The 22,592-nt window shown below is 29.5% G+C and carries 19 protein-coding genes and 2 pseudogenes; 4 read left to right on the top strand and 17 right to left on the bottom strand.

Annotation, left to right across the window (positions count from 1 at the left end; genetic code table 11):
* Positions 1 to 5 precede the first annotated feature (5 nt).
* From MTX53_RS02715 to MTX53_RS02655, 13 genes and pseudogenes are all read right to left on the bottom strand, one after another.
* A complete protein-coding gene (locus tag MTX53_RS02715; protein ID WP_244834688.1) occupies positions 6 to 1,523 on the bottom strand; it encodes a type I restriction-modification system subunit M in 1,518 nt (505 codons plus the stop codon).
* A 220-nt stretch (positions 1,524 to 1,743) separates the two neighbouring features.
* The gene (gene ltrA, locus MTX53_RS02710; protein WP_244833187.1) at positions 1,744 to 3,159 is read right to left on the bottom strand and encodes a group II intron reverse transcriptase/maturase; all 1,416 of its coding nucleotides are present in this window, start codon (positions 3,157 to 3,159) and stop codon (positions 1,744 to 1,746) included.
* A gap of 1,187 nt (positions 3,160 to 4,346) precedes the next feature.
* Positions 4,347 to 4,624, bottom strand: a pseudogene (locus MTX53_RS02705) (ribonuclease J); the annotation flags it as partial.
* A gap of 570 nt (positions 4,625 to 5,194) precedes the next feature.
* On the bottom strand, positions 5,195 to 6,247 hold the full coding sequence (locus MTX53_RS02700; protein WP_244834687.1) for an IS200/IS605 family accessory protein TnpB-related protein: 1,053 nt from the start codon (positions 6,245 to 6,247) through the stop codon (positions 5,195 to 5,197).
* 159 nt (positions 6,248 to 6,406) lie between these two features.
* Positions 6,407 to 6,619, bottom strand: a complete 213-nt coding sequence (locus MTX53_RS02695) for a hypothetical protein (RefSeq protein WP_244834686.1) — start codon at positions 6,617 to 6,619, stop codon at positions 6,407 to 6,409.
* 433 nt (positions 6,620 to 7,052) lie between these two features.
* A pseudogene (gene arsB / locus MTX53_RS02690) lies at positions 7,053 to 8,118 on the bottom strand (ACR3 family arsenite efflux transporter).
* Positions 8,119 to 8,260: 142 nt separating this feature from the next.
* Positions 8,261 to 9,898: an FAD-dependent oxidoreductase gene (locus MTX53_RS02685; protein ID WP_244834685.1), complete on the bottom strand. Its 1,638-nt coding sequence runs from the start codon at positions 9,896 to 9,898 to the stop codon at positions 8,261 to 8,263.
* Positions 9,899 to 10,108: 210 nt separating this feature from the next.
* On the bottom strand, positions 10,109 to 11,170 hold the full coding sequence (gene arsB / locus MTX53_RS02680; RefSeq protein ID WP_244834684.1) for an ACR3 family arsenite efflux transporter: 1,062 nt from the start codon (positions 11,168 to 11,170) through the stop codon (positions 10,109 to 10,111).
* Positions 11,171 to 11,296: 126 nt separating this feature from the next.
* The gene (arsA, locus tag MTX53_RS02675; RefSeq protein WP_244834683.1) at positions 11,297 to 13,045 is read right to left on the bottom strand and encodes an arsenical pump-driving ATPase; all 1,749 of its coding nucleotides are present in this window, start codon (positions 13,043 to 13,045) and stop codon (positions 11,297 to 11,299) included.
* A gap of 59 nt (positions 13,046 to 13,104) precedes the next feature.
* Positions 13,105 to 13,491, bottom strand: coding sequence for an arsenite efflux transporter metallochaperone ArsD (arsD, locus tag MTX53_RS02670; protein WP_244834682.1), 387 nt, complete (start codon positions 13,489 to 13,491; stop codon positions 13,105 to 13,107).
* A gap of 52 nt (positions 13,492 to 13,543) precedes the next feature.
* Positions 13,544 to 13,867 carry a metalloregulator ArsR/SmtB family transcription factor gene (locus tag MTX53_RS02665; RefSeq protein WP_280527253.1) on the bottom strand — a complete coding sequence of 108 codons (324 nt, stop codon included), beginning with the start codon at positions 13,865 to 13,867 and terminating at the stop codon, positions 13,544 to 13,546.
* A gap of 321 nt (positions 13,868 to 14,188) precedes the next feature.
* Entirely contained in the window at positions 14,189 to 15,055 is an 867-nt protein-coding gene (locus MTX53_RS02660; RefSeq protein WP_244834681.1) for an NAD(P)/FAD-dependent oxidoreductase, read from the bottom strand.
* Positions 15,056 to 15,144: 89 nt separating this feature from the next.
* Positions 15,145 to 15,342, bottom strand: coding sequence for a hypothetical protein (locus MTX53_RS02655; protein ID WP_244834680.1), 198 nt, complete (start codon positions 15,340 to 15,342; stop codon positions 15,145 to 15,147).
* Between the two features lie 214 nt (positions 15,343 to 15,556).
* Between MTX53_RS02655 and MTX53_RS02650 the strand changes: the two genes are divergently transcribed.
* The 4 genes from MTX53_RS02650 (at position 15,557) to MTX53_RS02635 (ending at position 19,657) form a co-directional block, all read left to right on the top strand.
* Positions 15,557 to 16,090: a DUF6431 domain-containing protein gene (locus tag MTX53_RS02650; RefSeq protein ID WP_244833335.1), complete on the top strand. Its 534-nt coding sequence runs from the start codon at positions 15,557 to 15,559 to the stop codon at positions 16,088 to 16,090.
* A gap of 81 nt (positions 16,091 to 16,171) precedes the next feature.
* A complete protein-coding gene (locus MTX53_RS02645; protein ID WP_244833926.1) occupies positions 16,172 to 17,416 on the top strand; it encodes a DDE-type integrase/transposase/recombinase in 1,245 nt (414 codons plus the stop codon).
* Positions 17,416 to 18,219 carry an AAA family ATPase gene (locus MTX53_RS02640; protein ID WP_244833337.1) on the top strand — a complete coding sequence of 268 codons (804 nt, stop codon included), beginning with the start codon at positions 17,416 to 17,418 and terminating at the stop codon, positions 18,217 to 18,219. The genes MTX53_RS02645 and MTX53_RS02640 overlap by 1 nt, the downstream gene beginning before the upstream one ends.
* A 290-nt stretch (positions 18,220 to 18,509) precedes the next feature.
* A protein-coding gene (locus MTX53_RS02635; protein WP_244834679.1) for an IS3 family transposase occupies positions 18,510 to 19,657 on the top strand; the annotation gives its coding sequence in 2 pieces (ribosomal slippage) (positions 18,510 to 18,750 and positions 18,750 to 19,657; 1,149 coding nt in all).
* A 69-nt stretch (positions 19,658 to 19,726) separates the two neighbouring features.
* On the opposite strand, the gene MTX53_RS02630 is transcribed toward MTX53_RS02635, so the two are convergent.
* The 4 genes from MTX53_RS02630 to MTX53_RS02615 form a co-directional block, all read right to left on the bottom strand.
* Complete coding sequence (locus MTX53_RS02630) at positions 19,727 to 20,413, bottom strand: cytochrome c biogenesis CcdA family protein (RefSeq protein WP_244834678.1); 687 nt, start codon at positions 20,411 to 20,413, stop codon at positions 19,727 to 19,729.
* 1 nt (position 20,414) lies between these two features.
* Positions 20,415 to 20,846: a thioredoxin domain-containing protein gene (locus MTX53_RS02625; protein ID WP_244834677.1), complete on the bottom strand. Its 432-nt coding sequence runs from the start codon at positions 20,844 to 20,846 to the stop codon at positions 20,415 to 20,417.
* A gap of 335 nt (positions 20,847 to 21,181) precedes the next feature.
* Positions 21,182 to 21,958: a prolipoprotein diacylglyceryl transferase gene (gene lgt, locus MTX53_RS02620; protein WP_244834676.1), complete on the bottom strand. Its 777-nt coding sequence runs from the start codon at positions 21,956 to 21,958 to the stop codon at positions 21,182 to 21,184.
* A gap of 43 nt (positions 21,959 to 22,001) precedes the next feature.
* Positions 22,002 to 22,412: an SHOCT domain-containing protein gene (locus MTX53_RS02615; protein WP_244834675.1), complete on the bottom strand. Its 411-nt coding sequence runs from the start codon at positions 22,410 to 22,412 to the stop codon at positions 22,002 to 22,004.
* Positions 22,413 to 22,592 lie beyond the last annotated feature (180 nt).

Raw genomic sequence — 22,592 nt, 5'->3', positions numbered from 1 at the left:
CCACCTTATATTATGTCAAATCCTAATTCTTCTAAATACACATTCAACTTTTCTTCATTATTAGCAATTTTCATTTTTAATTCTCTAATATCCTGCAACACTAAATCTATATCAACAGTTTCCTCTTCCTCTGTAGTATCAACGTATCTAGATATATTTAAGTTATAGTCATTTTCCTTAATAGTATCCAACTCAACTACTTCTGCATATTTTTCTACATTTTCAAAATTATCAAATGTAGTGATTATCTTTTCCACATCTTCTTCTCTTAACTTATTCTTATTACCATCCTTAATAAATCCTTGTGATGCATCTATAAATAACACTTTATTTTTTCTTTCTTCTGTTTTATCTTTATTTATAATAAGCAATGCTGCTGGTATGCCTGTTCCATAGAATATATTTTGTGGTAATCCTATTACCGCTTCAATTAAATCATCATTAAGAATTCCTGTTCTAATCTTTCCTTCTGAACTTCCTCTAAATAATACTCCATGAGGTAATACCGTTCCCATTCTTCCCTTCGAATTTAAAGAAGATATCATATGCTCAACAAACGCTAAATCACCATATGATGTTGGTGGGATTCCATATACAAATCTTCCAAATGAATCTGCTTTGGCTTCATCCATTCCCCAATTCTTTAATGAAAAAGGAGGATTTGCAAGTACTACATCAAAGGTTTCCAATACTCCACCTTTAGTATGTTTTGGATCTCTTATAGTATCGCCTTTTTTTATAACTGCTCCCTTAGCATCATGGAATAACATATTCATTTTACATATTGCCCATGTAGATAAGTTTATTTCCTGCCCATTAAGTATTACATTCTTAGGATTTCCTCCATGTTTTTCTATATAATATGTAGAATTAATAAGCATACCACCAGAACCACAAGTAGGATCGTATATTTTCTCACCTTCTTTAGGCTTTACTATCCCAACTAATGTCTTAACTACACCTTCTGGCGAATAAAACTCTCCTCCTTTAGTACCACCTTGATCAGCAAATTGTTTTATTAAATATTCATAGGCATTTCCTAAAACATCTTTGGTTTCTAAATTACCATTTGCTAGATTTATACCACTAAATAGAATCAATAGTTGCGATAATTTCTTATCTGGTACTCTTTCTTTATCATTATAATTGGCTGTAGTAAGAACCCCCATAAGTTCACTATTCTTAGGTTCATCTTCTATTGCTTTAAATGCTTTATCTAATTCAGGTCCTATATTCAAAGTTAAATCTTTTAATTTACTCCATCTTGCTCTTTCTGGAACATAGAAATTTTCATAAATATTTGGATCTTCTGTTAATGTATCTATTTCTTCTTCTGGTAAACCCATTTGTTTAAATTGTTCTTTCTTTTCTTCTTTTTCTATTTCAAATTGATCATTCATTCTTTTTAAGAATAACAATCCAAATATATAATCCATATATTGAGCAGCATTTAACTCTCCTCTTAAAATATCTGCTGCATCCCATAAAGTTTTCTCTAACTTTTGTAATGTTAATTTTTCCATACAGTCACTCCTAAATTATTAATAAATTTTCTAATTTTCGTATATTTATATTTTATCATTTATATTGATTAATTTCTCATTTTTATTAATCTGAATTTTAATTTGTTTTGTATTAATCTCTATTTTAGTAATTAATCGAGTAGGAGCTAAATAATTATTTTATTTAGCGTCCTCTCACACCACCGTACGTACCGTTCGGTATACGGCGGTTCATCAGAAATTAATGTATCATTTGATATGTTTGTGTTAGACTAATAAATCCTAGAGATTCTAGGTATTTATTATTTAGAGAGTTGTTTAGTATAGGGCTTTTGGAGATTCTCCAATAGCCTTTTCTTGTATTTGCATATTCCCATGCTTTGTATTTATTGATTCCTAGTTTAGCTAAATTTCTTTGTTTAGTGCTAATCTTCTTCCATTGTTTCCATATGCAAGCTCTTAGTCTTCTTCTAATCCATTTGTCTAGTTCTACTAGCTTTCCGCGAGCGTTAGCAATTCCATAATAATTAATCCACCCTCTTGTGATTTGATTTAATTTTAATAGTCTGTATTCCATGCTAATTCCTTTATTTCTATTAGTATAGAATTTGACCTTCTCCTTAAATCTCTTTAGGGATTTCTCATGGATTCTTATTTCTGCTCCGCTTCTCGAAAAGTAAAACGAAAATCCTAAAAATTTTCGTTTAGATACAAAGTCTACTGCACTTTTATCCTTATTTACTTTAAGCTTTAAATTATTTTCAATTATATTTGTCATAGATTTCATTACTCTAAGTCCTGCTCTTTTACTTTTGACATATACATTATTATCATCTGCATATCTGCAAAATTTGTGACCTCGTCTTTCAAGTTCTTTATCTAATTCATCTAACATTATATTAGCTAATAATGGACTTAACGGACCACCTTGCGGTGTTCCTTCTTCACTTGTTACTGAAACCCCATTAATGAGAATTCCGCTTTTGAGGTATTTTCTTATTAATGCTAACAATCTTTTGTCTTGTATCTTCTTTTCAAGTTTACTCATAAGAATATCATGATTAACTTTATCAAAGAATTTCTCTAAATCCATATCTACAACCCATCTATTTCCTTGATTTATATATTGTTTTGATTTTGTTATAGCATCCTTTGCTCCTCTACGAGGACGGAATCCGAAACTATTTTCAGAAAATAAAGGTTCATATATTTTAGATAAAACTTGAGCAATAGCCTGTTGAATCAATCTATCTTGTACAGTTGGTATCCCTAATAATCTAATTCCACCATCTGGCTTGGATATTTCTTTTCTCCTTACAGGTGATGGGTTATATCTATTTTCTAGTAGTTTAGCTTTAATTGTTTCCCAGTGTTTCTTGATATGCTCACGAAGTTCATCGGTCTTCATTCCATCGACACCATGGCTACCTTTATTGCTAATTACTCTTTTAAGTGCTGAAAGCATATTATTTCTTTCTAGAACTTCTTCAAGTAATCTACTAGTATCAAATGCTCCATCGTTTACGCTTTCTCTATTTGGTAAAACCATAGGATTGCTCGGCACCTTTGATTTACCTTGAAGTTCCACTTCTACTTCCATCAATTGGTCTCTATATTGAGTTTTCTGCTTTCTTTGCAATTTCTTTGATTTATCCAAAGTTGTAAACCTCCTAACGTTCAGTCCTTCATCCGCTATCGCGATTAGCGGAGTTACTATGACTTCTGCTGACTTCTGATAGTTCAGCTATATATCACTATATAGGTTGTACCTAGAAACTTAATTTCTTTAGGCACTTATCTATCAGACCTCCCCAGGTAAGAACACGTACTTTCACCTCATCTATCTGCCACATTTACTCTTTCCGTTTCGGATAGTTATTGGGCTTTACTTTGTATAGCAAGTTCACCCACGGAATTGAGCCTCAGATGTGGTTCGTATTCCTCAGACCAAGGCTTTGCCGCCGACTTCCTTCAGATTCCACCTTGCGATGGACACCCTTGTCTTAAGCTAATGGTTGGCACTATCAGCCCCCATTACGGACTTTCACCGATTAGCACGTGCCCATGCTGGGCACACTATAATAATGGAACTCTTGAAAATGAGTTCCATTATTATATGCTATATTATCAACACTGTTCATTAACATAGCCTTTTAGTAAGTAATTGAGCGTAGTTTTTACTTGCATATTATCCCATTGATCCTGTAGATTAACAAACCTTCTTTTGCTCTAGTTCTTCCAATTTTCCGTTCCACATTTATAACATATCAATTAGTTATTTCCGAAACTCTCTATTAATCTTTCTTTCCATAATTTTTTAATTTCGTTTTGCTTATTCTTTTAATAATTCATTGATATTTCTTTGTTTGACAAAATTATAAAGGCTAATCTACTATTTTTATACTTAACCATTCTATACTCTGCTTTAAAAATATCTGTTTTTATTTCACAATTAACACAGGACATTGAACTCTTTTCGCTATTTTATGACTAAAACTCTACCAAGTACCATTTCTTTCAATGAATTAATACCACGACTACCTACAATAACTAACTCAAACTTCTCTTTATTTGAGTAATCTACAATTGTTGGTCCAAGTTCTCATGCAATATCTTTATTTTATAAGATAAATTATTTACTTTCAATTTCTCTTCAATAGGTAGCAATTTCTTTCGTATTGATAATTCTTCTTTTCCTTTCTATTGTTATTTATCAAAGTAAGAAGTATAGTTTATCTGAAATAAAAGATAAAACCGAAATTAGCAAATCTACACTATATAGATATTTGGAACATTAAAATATAACCTATTCTTTCAATTCACTATACGGAAGAATAGGTTATTTTACATTTCAGTAATCACTGGTAAAATCATAGGTTTTCTTTTCATTTTTGTATATACAAAAGTATCTACTTCTCTTTTTATAGTATTTCTTATTTCTAACCATTGAGTTTATTATTATCAAGACGCCTCTCGACACTCTTAGTAACTATTCTTCTAATCTCCATAATTAATTGCTCAGATTCTCTAACATATACAAATTCTCTGGTAACTATATCTGGTCCAGATATTATAATTTTATTTACTCTATCTATAGCTATGACTACTGTTATAATACAATCTAATGTAGCTACTATAATTCTTCCATTTCCCTCTGATTTCCTAAATAGATTATCTAAAGATTCACCCACGGTCTTTTTCGACATTGTATAACCCGAACGAGTAGCATTAGTACTATCCATCCATTAGAAGTAGTACACCTTTAATAAAGTTTCTTTTTCATTTATATTATAATCTCGAAGTATTTTGTTTACTTCATTTTGGGTAAATCCAAAATATTCATCTATTTTATATATGCAATTGGTCAATGCATTCACATATTATATCCGTTAATAAATATAAAACTCTATAATACGCTAGATGGTAACACAACATCTAGACTAACCCTTAATGAGTGGCTATTTTATATTCTTGGTATCATATCACCTAATATATTTTTCTAAATACCCTCATCATTCGGCTTATATACCTAAAGTATATCTATCTCCTGATAGATTGAATCAGCCGTATAAATATTTAATTAATTTGTATCTTAATAATATTATTATTATTATTGTTTACAAATAAATTTAGCCTTAGTATATTTATTTTCTTCGTTCGTATGTACACATTTATTTTATTCGTTGAAAGAACTAAACTACAACTATTATGCCATGTCTTTCAGCTTTGTATATAATCTGTTCTTGCAAATTATAATAATTCCAATTAGATAAAGCTAATTTATTAATTATATCCTTATTTAATTTCTCCAAATATATATATTCACATCTGTTTTCAAATGCAAATTCAATTATATTTTTAGATAAAAAATGATTATATGTTTTTGTAAAATTTCTTTGTTTCTCTCTAAACTGTTCAATGGATTTAAATTTATCCTTTTTACCTCTTCCACCTTTTGAAAATTTTAATTGCCTATAGAGTCTTTGACTTCTAGCTTTAAATTGTAATCTCATTCTATTAAATTCTGAAAAATCACCCAGTATCTCTTTTATATAAGGTTTATCACTTATATACATACAAATAGGAACTTCCATTCCAAAATTAACTTCTAGTGCTCTCTCTTTTACAGGTATATATTTTTCCTTTTCAATTGGAATTTTGAGTGTAAGCATTAATATTAATTCATTTTTATCATTAAAATATAATGAACTTTGTGAAATACTATATTCTTCATTTATTACTTTACTTAGAATTTGTTTAAGTTCTAATGAATTTTTCTTTTCTCCCAATATACATTTAAATTGAATCTTATTTATCCAATCAACTAATATATCTTTATTATTTTCATCATACTTAAATTTTAAGTTCCTCCCTCTTGTCATGAGTGGAGATGTTCTTTTATAATTATTTACACTTCGTTCTCCATTAGCCAAACCATTTTTAATGGCAATGGCAAAATCCTTCTTAATCTTTTGGGTTATTAAAGACTTTGTATCTATGCCTGTACCAAAATTAATTCCTTGAAAAAAACTAGCACTATTAATAATTGTTTTTTGATGTTCTTTAAATCCTTCACTTTTGAAATCCATATTATTAGCATAGTATCCCATAACCAAATATCCCATGCATCTATTAAGTCCTTGATATTGAGCATATTGGCTATCACTAATAAACTTATATTGATTTTTTCTTGCTTCATAAATATCATTATTTACTATTATTTTTATTTTTATAACCCTATTCATATCCCCAATACTCCCTACTCAACTTATATCAGCTTGTATAATTTCTTTTTCTATTTAATACCTTCTTTCATAGATTTGTCATGATATTTATTAAATTTAAAGCTATAATAGTGTAATTTTGAACTATTATAGCTTTATCTTTTAGATTTTAAAATCAAGTTAAATATTTAATTTTGAATATTGTTCCTCTGTTATTTCACTAAAGAAGTTAATCACAAAATCTTTATAATGATTAAGTGGTTGCTTTATTTCCTCTTCTTCTTTTACTTTTATAAAATAATCTACAGGGTCAACATTTATAGCCTTGCTCCAAAAAACTCTATTTCCACTAAGCGTAATTTCTGCACTATAAGTAATAAGATAATATTTCATATTCACACTCTCCTTTCAAATTATTAATTGCAATATGCCTAAATATATTTAAAAATCTGATATATATTTTGAACAAATCTTCTACTTAATTATGATTATTTTCTTTTTGTACTTCTGATTTTGACTTTTAGTCCACATTATTATAGTAGCTTTGTATTATGATTTCTGTGTTACTTGATATAAAATAGTACTGATACTAAGTGTAACTATCAATATTTTAAATACTACCAACATCTTTTTTTGATATATTATAAGTTTTTTCTTTCTCACAATAATTGCTAATAGAATTGCTTGTAACCCAATTCCCAACACTGAAGAGAAAAATAAAATCAAAATAAAATCATTCATAGCTCCACCTCATATCATTAGTCTATTTACACAGCATAATTATAAATATTTAACATTAATAATTATAGTACCATGATTACTTTAATTATTGAATTTCTGTATTCTTATTATAGTTAAAATACTTTCTTCCCCAATACAACGCTACATTTACTAATGCAATCATTACTGGTACTTCAATTAATGGTCCTATTACTGCTGCAAAAGCAACCCTTGATTCAATTCCAAACACTGCTACTGCAACAGCTATTGCTAGTTCAAAGTTATTACTAGCAGCTGTAAATGATAATGTGGTAGTTTTGTGATAGTCTATACCTGATTTGTAGCTGATATAGAATGATATAGAAAACATTGCCATAAAATAAATTATAAGAGGTATTCCTACTTTAATAACATCTAAAGGTAGATCTACAATATATTTTCCCTTAAACATAAACATTACTATGATTGTAAATAATAAAGCTATTAAAGCTAATGGGCTTATTTTAGGAATAAACTTTTTTATGTACCATTCAGTTCCCATTTTAGGTTCTAATATTAGCCTAGTAAGCATTCCAAGTAAAAAAGGAATTCCAAGATAAATTGCAACTGACGTTGCTACTTCTCCCATTGAAATATGAACTTCAAACCCTGTAAGTCCAAATACAGGTGGTAATACTGTAATAAAAATATAAGCAAATACAGAATAAAAAACTACTTGGAATATAGAATTAAATGCTACGAGTGCTGCTGCATATTCATTATCTCCATCTGCTAAACTATTCCAAAGAATTACCATAGCTATACATCTAGCTAGTCCTATAAGGATAAGTCCAGTCATTAATTCTGAATCAGATTTTAAGAATACAAAAGCAAGTATAAACATCAGAATTGGTCCAATAAACCAATTTTGAACTAATGATAAACCTAAAACCTTTGGATTTTTAAATACTTTTCCAAGTTCCTTATAATTTACTTTTGCAAGTGGTGGGTACATCATAACTATTAATCCTATAGCTATTGGAATTGATGTTGTTCCAACAGATAAACTTGCGAGTGCCTCTGATAATGATGGTACACCCCAACCTAATAATATTTCCCAGTGCCATTGCTGCAAATATCCACAGCGTTAAATACCTGTCTAAAAATGACAGTCTTGATGATTTATTACTCATCATAATTCCCCTCTTTTCATTTTTTATTTATAATAAAATAATAGTAACCAGATTTATCATTGTACTTAATTTAGAATGTATAATTAATATTATTTATAATTGCATCTTCTGGATTACTATTAAATTATTCATTAATTAAATATTATTTATTACTTCCTTTATAGAACTTGTGTCCCCCTGAAAGGTTATACACTTTTTTATAGCCATGATTTATAAATATATTTTGTGCAGCATTACCTGTAACACCCTTATTGCAATAAGTTACTACTACTGAATCCTTATCTAAAGTTTCCATAGCATCTCTTAGGTTTTTATGAGGTAAATTTACTGCATTCTCTACATGAGCTTCATCATATTGTTTACTTACTCTTGCATCTACTATTTGAACTTTCTCACCGCTTTTCACAAGATTCTTAAGTTCATTTGAAGTTATAATAGGTCTATTATTATTTAATGCATTATCTAATATCATACCTGTATAATGAACTGGATCTTTTGTAGTTGAAAACGGTGGTGCATATGCAAGATCTAAATGAAATAACTCATCTACCTTAGCTCCATAAGTTATTAAAGTAGCAAATACATCTATTCTTTTATCTACTCCTTCATATCCAACAATTTGAACACCTAATATCTTTTCTGTCTTTTTATCTGCAATAGCTTTTATAACCATCTCTTTACCATGAAAATATGATGGCTTATCTGGTTTTATATTGTGACATACTTGAATGTCATAGCCTTCTTCTATTGCTTCTTTTTCAGATAATCCAGTACTTGCAATAGTCATATCAAACAACTTAAATATTCCTGTGCTTAAATTTCCTCTATACTCAATATTTCCACCTGTTATATTATCTCCAGCAATTCTACCAGTTTTGTTTGCAGTAGAACCAAGTGGTCTATATACTGGCTTTCCTGTTATAGTAGAAAAGGTTTCAATACAATCACCACAAGCATAAATATCAGATATATTAGTTTGCATTTTATTATTAACTTTAATTGCTTTAGTTACACCAATTTCTATTCCTGCTTCTCTAGCTATTTCAGTATTTGGCCTAACTCCTGTTGCCATTATTACCATATCGCTTTTAAGTACAGTATTATCATTTAAGGTTACACTTCCATCATCTATTTTTGTAATAGTTGAATTTTTAAGTATGTTTATTTTCTTTTTTATGAGTGCATTTTCTAAAAACTTGGCCATATCTTCATCAAGATTTGGAGTTATTTTGTTTTGCATTTCAACTATAGTTACATTTACTTCATCATTCATTAGATTTTCTAGCATTTCAAATCCAATAAATCCTGTACCTGCAATTACTGCATGTTTAGGTCTTTTATTATCTATGAAATTTCTAATATTTTTTGCACTTTGAACATTTCTTAAGAAGAATACATTATTGTTATTTACACCTTCAATTTGTGGAATGAATGGTGCAGCTCCAGTTGCCACAATTAATTTATCATACTTATCTTTAAATACTTCATTTGTATTAAGATTTTTAACTTCTACTTCTTTCAATTCTGAATTTATATTTAATACTTCATATCCTGTAAGTACATCAATATTATATTTTTTCTTAAAAAATGCCGGATCTCTAGGAGTTAGTTCACCAATATCTTCTATTTCTTTACCTATATAATAAGGTAATCCACAACCTGAGTAAGATATATCCCTATCTTTTTCGTAAATTACAATTTCTGCATTATCATCATTTCTTCTTGCCTTCGCAGCTGCTGATGTTCCCGCTGCCACTGCTCCTATAACTATTAATCTCATCTTTTCATCCTCCTTGTTTTTTTAATAAAACACACTACTCACATGCATTCGTAGCGTAAGCGATTCACACAAAATACAAGATTGCACTATGTGAAAGTTCGAGAACCCAAATACAAGATTTGGACTCTTACTTTTGGTTCACTGCTTATAATATCTAAATATCAAGTCATTTATGAATTTACTTAACCTTAACAAATTGTAATCTAATAGTTAACGTTGCTCTTTAGGAAACCAATTCGTTGTTTTGTTTGCTATTTTCACAAGTATTAGCATAACTGGGACTTCGGTTAATACTCCTACCACCGTAGCTAGGGCTGCAGGTGAGTCCATACCGAATAGTGAAATTGCAACGGCAACTGAAAGTTCAAAAAAATTTGATGCTCCAATCATCCCAGCAGGTGCAGCTATATCATGACGTAATTTAAGTTTTCTAGCTGCTAAATAAGCAATAAAGAAAATTAAAAATGTTTGAATAGTTAATGGCACCGCAATCAGTAAAATATGCAATGGATTGTTTAAAATGGTTTCACCTTGAAATGAGAATAACAATACCAGCATTAGTAGTAATCCAATTATAGTTGCATTATCAAATTTACTTAAAAATGTATTTTCAAAATACTCTACTCCTCTTTTTTTTGTTACCATAATTCTAGTTAAAATCCCTCCAACCAAAGGAATAACAACAAATAAAATCACTGATAGAATAAGTGTGTCCCAAGGAACAGCAATATTGCTCACACCTAAAAGTAATTTGACAATAGGTATAAAGGCAACCAGTATTATTAAATCATTCGTAGCTACTTGCACAACCGTGTAGGCAGGATTACCTTTGGTTAGAGTGCTCCACACAAATACCATAGCGGTACATGGCGCAGCTCCGAGCAAAATAGTTCCTGCAAGATATTCTGTAGCTAGCTCAGGTGTAATAAATGTTTTGAATACGACAAAAAAGAAAAATGATGCTATTGCATACATGGTAAATGGTTTTATAATCCAATTTGTCACCCATGTTACATACAAGCCTTTTGGTTCCTTCCCAACATTCTTAATACTTTGGAAATTTACCTTCATCATCATTGGATAAATCATTACCCAAATAAGTATAGCGGTGGGTATGGAAACCTTGGCATACTCAAACTTATTTAAGAATTCCGGTATCCATGGAATAAACTTGCCAATAACTACTCCTACTATCATACAAATTGCTACCCAAACTGTTAAGTACTTTTGGAAGAATCCAATCTCAGGTGTTTTAGTTTTAACTTCACTCATAACTTATCACTCCTTAATTACATTCAATTTTGATAAATTCCTAATTCTAAAATTTTGTAGCTTTTAATATAATCAATATCACTACTAATTTAGTTGTAATAATTGGTAGTGATATTAAACTTATAACTACTCTATTAACTCAGTAAGCTTATCTCCTGTAACTTCATCATCTTTCCACTCAATAACAGCGAAATTCCCATTTGAAATTTCATCAACTTTATTTATCCATTGAATTTCATTGCTTGCTTTTGCCTTTAAAATTTCATTAGTTGTATTGGTTGCATAAAGGCTTGAGTTTATCACCCACCATTTACTATGAATCTTTGCTCTATCTAAATCCTTTTGAAGTCTCATAGCTTCATAAACTGGAGTTGTCTCAGCTAAAGTTACTATAATAACCTCTGTTTCTTTTTCATTTCTTAATGTAGGTAATAACTTTATAACCGACTCTGGTATATCTCCTTCTGATCTAGAAATTTCTTTATTATAGCTTTCTGTTGAATCTAAAAGTAATAAAGTATGACCTGTTGGTGCTGTATCTATTACTACTACTTCATTTTCTGACTTTTCAACGATTTCTGCAAAAGCCCTAAATACTGCTATTTCTTGAGTACAAGGTGATCTTAAATCTTCTTCAATATATTCAATATCTTCATCAGTCATATTATTCTCTCTTGCTTTGCCTAATACTTCTTGCCTATATTTCTCTAGTTCTTCTTTTTCATCAATATTACTTAAAGAAATACCATAACTTTCATCTAATACAAACTTTAAATGACCGGCTGGATCAGTAGTTGTTAAATGAACCTTCTTACCTTTTTTAGATAAACCTATTGCTATTGCAGCAGCTATAGTTGTCTTACCTACTCCACCTTTACCCATAGTAAATATAACTTTTTTATTACTATTATAAAGATCTTCTATAACACTTTTTAGTTTTGGTACTGAAGTCATGTTTAAAGTATCATTACTAACTTTAATATGGTTTTCATTTAGTAAAGCTCTTACATTTTCAAGTCCTGTTATATTATAAGGTCTTAGTGGAATTTCAAAAGTATCAATATTTTTAAGTTTAGCTGGCATATTTTCTAAAGCGTTTTGTTGCTTTTCATAAATAGCAGTTGAAAGTTCATCATCATGATTTTGAAGTACACCATTTACAACTAGTATTTGATTTTTTACTCCTATTTCTTGAAGTTCACTAGAAGCTCTTTCAGCTTCCTTTAATGGAGAGTTTTCAGGGCGAGATACAAGTACAAGTATCGTCTTATCTTTATCTGCTAAAGTATTTACTGCATTTTTATAGATTGCTTTCTTATCTTCAAGACCTGCAAGTTGACCAAGGCATGATGCTCCATGAGTGCTTTCATCAATAAAATTACTCCAAGCAGAAGGTAGCTGTAACATTCTTAAAGTATGACCTGTTGGCGCTGTATCAAATATTATATGATCATATTCATTAAACACTTTTTCATCGGTTATCATAGATGAAAATTCATTAAACGCTGCAATTTCCACAGTACATGACCCAGATAATTGTTCTTCCATATTCTTTAATACTGCATCTGGTAATTTTCCTCTATATGGTCCAATAACACTTTCTCTATATTCAGCAGCTGCAGCTTCTGGTTCAAAATTTGCAACTACTAAGTTTGGAACTTCCTTTATTTGAACTCCCTTATTATTTAATTCAGTGCCAAATACATCTTGAAGATTTGAAGCTGGATCAGTACTTACAAGCATAATCTTTTTTCCTTCATCCGCTAGATTTAAAGCTACAGCACATGCTGTTGAAGTCTTACCCACTCCACCTTTTCCAGTAAAAAATAAATACTTAGTTAAGTTCAGTTCTTTTATATCAAATGCTTTAAACATAATTTCTCTTCCCTTCTACTTAAAAATAATCACTTTTTCTTATGAATTCAAACTATCTTTTAACAACATCCATCTTTACATCCACAACCATTGCTAGGTTTCTTTATAGTAGCCTTTTTTATATTAACTGCTAAATAGCTTGTTGGTATTTCTAATAATTTGCAAAACTCTTCATTAGTAGGATAGCTACCTTCTTTAACGACAACTCCATCTACCATAATTACAGGTAAACTTTCAACACCTTTAGTATTTAATATTTTATTTATTTCTTTATTATCTACAAATATTTGTGGATTACTTGTAAGATTATATCTTTCAACTAGTATTCCCTTATTCTTTAATGTGTTTAGAACAGTTGAAACTCTTAATAACTCCTTATTTACAGATGGGCCACAAACACCTGTTGAACAACACATAGCTGGATCAAATATTATCATTTTTTTCATTTATATTCACTCCTTCTAATATATCATTTAGCATATGCTAAACTAATTGTTTTTATTTACAAGTACATTTTAATTTATCCTTACAAACACAGTCATCTGTTTCTGTTACTAGATTCATTAAAGATAAACTTAACTTATTACAATTATTAATATTTAAATAGTAATAACTCCAAAGGCCTTCCTTTCTAGACTCTACAAGTCCAGATTCAATTAATACTTTCATATGATGTGAAAGTGTTGGCTGGGTAAAATCAAAATGTTCTAGAATATCACATGCGCACTTCTCACCACAAGATAATATATCAATTATTTTTAATCTACTTGGATCAGATAGTGATTTAAATATTTTTGCATTTTCTTCATAATTCATCTTCATTCAGAACCTCTCTATATAGACTTCTATCTATATATAATATAAAACATCATCTATATATTGTCAATAGAATTGTTGTTTAAAAACATTTTTTATCATCACTATATATATACTTAACTATCTACATACTTATTTTATGCAAGAATTTAATTATTGCCACAAAATAGTATTATGAAAATTTCCTAATAACTATACATGATTTTTAAATTTTCTAAACTAAAAAAACAAACCATTAAATAATTAAGTAGTTTGCTTTTTCTTTTTTTATATCCCTAATTATATAGTTTTCTTCCTTTGTAGTATTGGGTTAATTGATACATAAAGCTAACGATATTTAATACTATTTAAATAAGCAACAGCATTAAGAACCGCCACCTGACCTTCACCTGCTGCCTTAATATATTGATAAGGTTTTCCTGTACAATCACCCGCTGCATAACATCCTTTAATGTTTGTTTTCATTGAACGATCAGTAGCTATATGTCCATCTATTATTTCAAGGCCTGGAACAAGTTGTGCTGGAGGTAAGCTATCTTTTAAAATAAATACTCCATCAGTTAATATTTCTCTATTTTTAAGTTGAATACTCTCTACAATATCGCATCCTTTGATTTCAACAGGCATATCATTTACAATCTCAATATCAGACCTAAGCTTACCCGAAATATTTTTCATCGGTACATAATATAGTTCTTTAACAAGCTCACTTAAATAATTTGCTTCCTCCTCAGCCTCCTCATTATATCCTATTATTACTACAGTTTTATCTCTATAAAGTGGAGCATCGCAAGTAGCACAATATCCCACTCCTAATCCTAAAAACTCAGTCTCACCTTTTATAGGTTTTGTAAATTCCATACCCGTAGCAAGAATAACTGCTGAAGCAGCATATTCTTTTTCATTTACCATAATTGAAAAAGACTCACCCATTGCATAAATAGCATTAACCTTTTCTTCAGTTATTTTTATATCCATATTTGCTATATGTTTTTTAAACTTTTCCCCAAGTTCAACTCCGGATATACTATAAAACCCAAGATAATTATTTATTTCTGGTGCTTTTTGAAGTTTGGTTGTAAGGTCACCGTTGCCAAATAATATAATGTTTTTATTTCTTATGACCCCATTGATAGCTGCTGAAAGTCCTGCTGGTCCTGTGCCAATTATTGCAATATCATATATTTTTTCCATAAACTACACCTCATAATTTCTTTTATCACTTTGTTAAGTAGCTGTTATTTATCCTTATCCAGCAACTATAATAATAACTATTCTAAATTTTAGGCATTTCCAGTTCTTATGATATTTGCAAACTCTTTTGGTAATTCATTTTCTTCTATTGCAGCTGCTATCTTTTCAAAGTCATATTCAACTTCAATTATTTCCACTTTAACCTCTTCTAAAATTTCAATAATTACATAATTTGATTTTGGATTTCCTGTTTTGGGCTTACCTGCACTACCTGAATTTATTATCATCTTACTTATAGAATAGCATTTTATATGATGTTAAAAAATTTAAATATCTTCAAAATAAATAAAGAGCAAGCATTATTTGCATGACTAAATTTTAGTCAAAGTATTTAATGCTTGCCTTTTTTAGTATATTATTATTTTATATTATTCTTAGAAAGGAAAAAAGCAGAGCAACACCACCGACCAAAGTTTTGTTGCTCTGCTAACCATAAATTCTATGATAACTAATATTTATGATACAAAAATCATATCTAATTTAGATTCAAAAATCAAGTCATTAACGCAAAAATCCTATGATAAATTTATTAAAGACATAGATTTTCACAAACTTACTTGTTCCTGCGGAAGGTCCGGGCAGCTTGTAAAGCATGGTTATTACAAGAGAACTGTTAAAAACAGTGATGGCAAGATATCTATAACAATTCTTAGAGCAAAGTGTACATGTTGCAATAAAACTCATGCTATATTTCCAGAGTGTATTGTACCTTATTCTCAAATTCTTTTATGTGATCATATTTCAATTATTAATGCTTATAATTCCAAAGCTTCTTTTGAACCCATTATGATAGCTAATGAATTTATCGATGAAAGCAATATTTTTTATATAATAAAACAATATCTAGAGCATTGGAAGGAACGTATTACTTCATTTAAAATTTCATTAGATTTAAGTATTTCAAAGCAATGTTTAAAAAACTTTAAAAGACAATTTATGCAAATTAAATGCATCAATAATATTTTATTTTCGTAAAACCACATAACTTAGTTTTACTGTTAATTTATGTAGATATAAGCTTATATTGTAATAAAACAAAGGAGGCTTTTTCAAAATATGGACGAAAAAACTAGAAAAGAAATAGCACTTTTCAGGTACGGAATCTTGGCTCCTCTGATAAGTGGTACTTATGATGAAAATAAAAGTGTTAAACAATTTTTCCGAGATGCCGCAGGCAAAGTATATCAGACTCCAGATGGTGAAGATACTAAGGTAGCTGCTGCTACTCTTGAACGTTGGTATTACAATTACAAGAATAAGGGCTTTGAGGCACTCATACCTGTAAAACGATGCGACACTGGAAGAACACGTAAATTAGATTCTGATATTACAGAACAGATTAAATATTTAAAACAAGAATATCCAAGAATCCCAGCAACACTTATCTATCAAAAGCTTATTAACAATGGAACTATTGTTAAAGGAGATATTTCACTTTCAACAATTAATAGGTATGTTAATGTTCTTAAGCTTGAGAATAAATATTCTAAAAATAAAGATATGAAAAGATATGAGCGTGCTCATATAAATGAAGTATGGTGTGGTGACAGCAGCGTTGGACCTTATTTGAAGGTAGATGGTAAAAAGAAACGCGTTTACATAATAGCACTTATTGATGATGCTTCAAGATACATAACAGGAATAGATGTATTTTTTAATGATAATTTTGTAAATCTTATGTCTGTTTTAAAATCTGCTGTTACACGATTCGGGAAACCTAAAATCTTAAACTTTGATAATGGTGCTTCATATAAGAACAAGCAAATGGAACTTTTAGCAGCTAGAATAGGTACAACTATTAGTTATTGTGCACCCTATACCCCACAATCAAAAGCTAAAATTGAAAGGTGGTTTCGCACATTAAAAGATCAATGGATGTCCCAGCTTAATATGAATGATTTTAATAATTTAGATGAACTTAGGATAAGCCTTATTTCATATGTTAATAGCTATAATCAGCATATACATTCTTCTCTAGATGGACTATCTCCACAGGACAGGTTTTTCAAGGAATCTCACATGATTAAAAGGCTTACAGATGAACAAATTGAAACTTCCTTTTTACTTGAATATGAAAGAAGAGTATCAGCCGATAACGTAGTTATGATAGATGAAACAGAATATGAAGTTGATTATAGATACTCAAAACAAAGAATAACCCTAAGATATTCACCTGATTTAAGCAAAATTTATGTAGTTGATAAAAACACTTCTGAACTTACAGAAATAAAGCTTTTAAATAAGCATGATAATTCTGTTATAAAAAGGGAAAAAATAAAACTTACTGGAGGTCAAGAATAATGGATTATATAAGTAGATATGGAATGGATTTTAATCCGTTTATAAAAAATTCTAAGGAAATAGTAGTAGAAACTTCTGACTATAAAGAAGTTATTTGTAGACTTAATTATTTACTTAATAATAAAGGTTTCGGAATCCTGACCGGAGGTCCAGGGCGAGGTAAAACTACAATAATAAGAAACTGGTCTAATAGCCTTAATTCATCACTTTATAAAGTTATTTATAGTTCCCTTTCTACACTTACTGTTGCAGAATTTTATAAAAATATGGCTGCCCAGCTTGGACTAGAGCCAATGTGCAGAAAAATTGATAATTTCAAAATTATCCAAAATGAAATAACTAGATATTCAGTTGAAAAACGTATAACTCCTGTAATAATTATTGATGAAGCTAATTATGTAAGTAATGGAATACTTAATGATTTAAAAATGCTTTTTAATTTTGACATGGATTCAAGAGATCGTGCAATAGTACTTCTTGTGGGGCTTCCTCAGTTAAATAATACCATGAGGCTAGTTGCTAATGAGCCTTTAAGACAACGTATAACAATGAATTATAATTTAGATAATCTCACAAAATCAGAAACTAAAGACTATATATTAGCAAAGCTTACTGGTGCTAAATGTAATACTGATATTTTTGATGATACCGCTCTTGAAGCAATTGCTAACGCTTCGAACGGAGTTCCTAGAATTGTTAATAAAATCTGTGATTCTAGCCTTATGATAGGCAATACAAAAAATATGAATACAATTGATAGTGACATAATAATGCTTGCTGTTAATGAAACTGAACTTGGATAAAAGTAAAATCTGCAAATATCAATAAGGTATTTGTGGATTTTTTTGTAATATTCAGAATATTTATCATCATAAACCGTAACGAAGTAGCCTCATTTTCATTGAAGATTTTGAAGAATATATTCATTTTTAGCATCAAATAAAGTTATGATATTAGCATCAAATAATTTGACGTTCAATACTTACTACCATACATTTTATAATACGGCTTATGAGTATGTGTTGTGATAAAGTAAAGTTGTAACATGAGTACCTAATAAATTATAATTTTATTAGGAAAAGGGGAATAGATTATGGTACAACATTTTGAGGAAGAAGTAAAAAGAAAAATAGTAGCTCTTCATGTTGAAGGAAGAACAATTAAAAGTTTAGTTGATGAATATAAAGTATCAAAGGCTAGTATTTCAAATTGGGTTAAGCAATACCGCAGCGAATGCCAGACAAACCAGGATTTAAAAAGCGAATATGATTATCTTACTGAAAATAAGAAGCTTAAGAAACAGCTTCAGGAAATGCAGAAGGAAAATGATTTCTTAAAAAAAGCAGCGGCATTCTTTGCAAAGGAAATCGATTGATGGTTTATCGATTTATTGATGATAATAAACAGCACTTCGGTGTACGATGGCTGCTTAGACGATTTAGTATCTATCCTAATGCATATTATAACTACAAAAAAGCAAGAAAACAGGCTTATAATGATAAGAAGAAGTCTATATATTCTACAATAGAAGAAATCTATCATGAAAATAATGGTGTATTAGGCTATAGAAATATGAAAATATTCTTAGAACGTAAGCATATATATTTAAGCTGCCAGACTGTCCATAAATACATGAATACTGACTTGAAGATATATTCTATAGTTCGTAAAAAGAAGCCTTCTTACAAACATGGAAAAGCGTACAAGAAATTTCCTAATTTGTTGAATCAAGATTTCACAGCTGCAAAAATTAATGAAAAATGGTGCACTGATTTCACATATATTACACTTGCTAATGGTCAAAAAAGATATAACTGTTCAATCGTAGATCTGCATGACCGCTCAGTTGTTGCATCACTTAATGGTAAAGAAATCACGTCTGATTTGGCTATAAAAACAGTAAAAAAGGCATTCGCCGCGCAGCATATTACTAATAATGGTAATATATTACTTCATAGTGATCAAGGTACTCAATTCACGTCAAAGGAGTTTGTTAATTTCTGCAAAGGTAACGGTATAACGCAAAGTATGAGTAAGGCTGGTTATCCCTATGATAATGCACCTATGGAACGATATTTCAACACTCTTAAGAATGAATTGATAAATCTAAAATATTATCATAATGATAAAGAGCTTAATTCAGATATCGATAACTTTGCATACGTCTGGTACAACCACTTACGTCCACATACATTTAATAATGGTCTAACGCCATTTGAAGCAAGATATAAAAAAAATTAGGTCAAAGTGTTACAAAAACACTTGACCACAACACAGTTACCATTTATATTACCTCCCCAACAATCCTTTTTATACGCCTGTATATATTAGATATAATCCCAATATTAAAACAAGTATTGCCAAAATATATTTTAGTATCTTTCCTATAAATAGCGATTTACTTGAATTACTTAAGGCTTCTACAAAACCTACAGAAGTTCCAGAAATTAAAATTAATGTACAGTGGCCAATAGAATATAAAAATAACATAAGAATACCTAATGCAATATTACCTTTACCAGAAACAAAGGTTAATATAGCTATAAGCACTGGCGTTGAACAGGGCGAAGATAAAACCCCTCCCAATATTCCAAGAAAAAAAGCTCCTATAAGACCAGTACGTTTTGCAGGCATCTTGCAGCTGTTATTTTTAAATTCAATAACTCCAAGCATCTGCATACCAGCCACAAGCATAATGATTCCAAGTACTATGTACCACCATTTTCCAGTACCTGTCATTAGTCTTCCAAGTATTGCAGAAAGTGCTCCAAACGCAGTAAAGGTAATAACTAAACCTATACAAAAGAATAAAGAGTATTTAAAGGCAAGTTTTTTATCTTTACCGGCATATCCACCAACATAGCCTACAACTAATGGTATTGTAGATAAAACACAAGGGCTAAAAGATGAGACTATACCTGCAACAAATGACATAACAAGAGCTAACCATATATTGTTTGAAAGCACAGTTGTAAAACTATTAAGTATTTGTTCCATATTAATTCACTCCCATTTTCTCAAACACTTTTACAATTTCCTCTTTTGAGAAAAAGCCTTCATGTCTAAAAAATTCCTTACCATCCTTATCTAAAAACACTTGGGTTGGAATAACTCTTATACCATATTTATCCGCTTCCTCTGGATGATCATTAACATCAATAACATTTACTACAGCTTTACCCTCATATACTTCTTTTACTTCAGCAAGCACGGGAACCATCTCCTTGCAAGGCATACATGTTCCTGCTCCTAAATCAATTAGCATTGGCATGCCTTTTACCACTGTGGTTTCATTTGTTGTTTCACTTTTTATTGCTGTCTTTTCACTTGTAGTTCCTACATTCTCACTATAAAGTTTTTTTATGGAAACTACTCCCAAAACTAAAATAACTATAACTACACTGATTAATATTTTTACATCTTTTTTCATTTTACACCTCTTAATTTAAAGTTTTAGTTTCTAAAAAATTTCTCCTTTCGTATTTGGTATTAATTTACATTTATATGATAACAAAAATTTATGTGAAAATCTTGTTAAATTTGTGATGAAATTGTGAATATTTATTTTATTGGTGAATTAATACTTTTATACCAATCTAAATGATAATTATATAAAATGTATAACTTTGATTTATATTCAAAGTATTTATAAAAAAACAAAATGGGGGTTGCAAAATTATTAATCTGTAATGGGTAATTGTGCTTTTAATTGATTAAATCCACATAAATATATTAATTCTGGTATAAATAATATTATGTTTATCATTATATCCTCTCCATTTTATTTGCTTTTTTACAATAACTTAAAAATATAAATATTATCGAAAGTAAAATTCCACTTAAACTAACTAATTGAGCCACTCTAATATTTCCGAGCATTAAACTATCTGTCCTCATTCCTTCGATTATAAATCTACCTATAGAATACAAGCCAATGTATGTAAAAAATACAATTCCATTTTTTTTGCTTTTCCTTAATATAACCATTAATATTATAAATACAATTATGTTCCAAGTAGATTCATACAGAAAAGTAGGATTATAATATATGCCATCTATGTGCATACCTTTTTGAATAAACATAGGAAAATGTTTAATAAATTCATAACTAACAGAATCTCCATGTGCTTCCTGATTGAAAAAATTTCCCCATCTCCCTAAGGCTTGTGCAAAAATAATAGAAGGGGCTGCTACATCTGCAAATTTAATAAAGTTTAATTTTTTAATTTTTGTATATATTAACGCTGTTCCTATTGCAAAAATAAGACCACCATGTATAGCAAGTCCACCTTGTCTTATATTAAATGCTTCAATAATGTTGCTTTTATAGTTTTCAAATTCAAATACTACATAATATAGTCTTGCACCAACAATACCAATTGGAATAGACAGTAATACGATATTTAGTAAATTATCATAATCAACTTCTCTCCATTTACAATTATAATTTGCCATTAATATTCCTAACATCATTCCAGTTCCAATTAATATTCCATACCATCTTACATCAAATCCTCCAATTGAAAATGCTGTTGGATTCATACTTTCACTTCCTTCTTTCTAATTTTGTAATTTTATAAACTCTTCATAAAGATTCACTATCCATTCTAGATTTAAATTCATCATAGGATAGTTCTCCTTTTGCAAGCCTCGCACTTATAAGATTATCAATGTTATTGCTTTCAATTTCATTTTTAATATTTAAAAATTCTTTGGTGCCTATGGTACATTGGGCATATCTTTCAAGTAGTATAGGTATATATTGACTCGAATATTTTATATCTTCAATAATAGATTTTCTTTCTATATATTCATCAGCTGTAATAATACCCGAAGCATAGTTTCCTTTAAGCATATCAATTAAGCTTATTACAAATAAATTTAGAGATTTCTTACTTTTTAATAGTAAAAATATTAGCATACAAAAAATCACCAAAATAAATATTAAAATATAAGAACCATAATATCCCATTCCCATATGGTAACCCTGTCTCATAATTTCATCTCCTCATCCTGTTTAGACATATTGAAAAAAATAATTAATCAGTATGCTAGTCTATTTTCTTTCATATGCTTATTTAAATTATATCATTGATAGTAATTAAACTTGTGTCCTGATTGTGTCCTATTATTTTGCAATTAAGACACTTTTATATAATTTATTGAGGACTTTGCT

The organism is Clostridium sp. BJN0001 (assembly GCF_022869825.1).
Classification (GTDB): Bacteria; Bacillota; Clostridia; order Clostridiales; family Clostridiaceae; genus Clostridium.
The sequence above is the reverse complement of the archived record's forward strand: the minus strand, read 5'-3'. Positions and strand labels throughout refer to the sequence as shown.

Coding starts and splice junctions, on each gene's coding strand:
- arsB (WP_244834684.1), bottom strand. CDS start 11,170: ATGAGTGAAGTTAAAACTAAAACACCTGAGATTGGATTCTTCCAAAAG.
- lgt (WP_244834676.1), bottom strand. CDS start 21,958: ATGAATCCAACAGCATTTTCAATTGGAGGATTTGATGTAAGATGGTAT.
- MTX53_RS02715 (WP_244834688.1), bottom strand. CDS start 1,523: ATGGAAAAATTAACATTACAAAAGTTAGAGAAAACTTTATGGGATGCA.
- MTX53_RS02685 (WP_244834685.1), bottom strand. CDS start 9,898: ATGAGATTAATAGTTATAGGAGCAGTGGCAGCGGGAACATCAGCAGCT.
- MTX53_RS02630 (WP_244834678.1), bottom strand. CDS start 20,413: ATGGAACAAATACTTAATAGTTTTACAACTGTGCTTTCAAACAATATA.
- MTX53_RS02660 (WP_244834681.1), bottom strand. CDS start 15,055: ATGGAAAAAATATATGATATTGCAATAATTGGCACAGGACCAGCAGGA.
- MTX53_RS02615 (WP_244834675.1), bottom strand. CDS start 22,412: ATGAGACAGGGTTACCATATGGGAATGGGATATTATGGTTCTTATATT.
- arsA (WP_244834683.1), bottom strand. CDS start 13,045: ATGTTTAAAGCATTTGATATAAAAGAACTGAACTTAACTAAGTATTTA.
- MTX53_RS02655 (WP_244834680.1), bottom strand. CDS start 15,342: ATGATAATAAATTCAGGTAGTGCAGGTAAGCCCAAAACAGGAAATCCA.
- MTX53_RS02650 (WP_244833335.1), top strand. CDS start 15,557: ATGATAACTAATATTTATGATACAAAAATCATATCTAATTTAGATTCA.
- MTX53_RS02645 (WP_244833926.1), top strand. CDS start 16,172: ATGGACGAAAAAACTAGAAAAGAAATAGCACTTTTCAGGTACGGAATC.
- MTX53_RS02625 (WP_244834677.1), bottom strand. CDS start 20,846: ATGAAAAAAGATGTAAAAATATTAATCAGTGTAGTTATAGTTATTTTA.
- MTX53_RS02640 (WP_244833337.1), top strand. CDS start 17,416: ATGGATTATATAAGTAGATATGGAATGGATTTTAATCCGTTTATAAAA.
- MTX53_RS02700 (WP_244834687.1), bottom strand. CDS start 6,247: ATGAATAGGGTTATAAAAATAAAAATAATAGTAAATAATGATATTTAT.
- MTX53_RS02695 (WP_244834686.1), bottom strand. CDS start 6,619: ATGAAATATTATCTTATTACTTATAGTGCAGAAATTACGCTTAGTGGA.
- MTX53_RS02665 (WP_280527253.1), bottom strand. CDS start 13,867: ATGAAGATGAATTATGAAGAAAATGCAAAAATATTTAAATCACTATCT.
- arsD (WP_244834682.1), bottom strand. CDS start 13,491: ATGAAAAAAATGATAATATTTGATCCAGCTATGTGTTGTTCAACAGGT.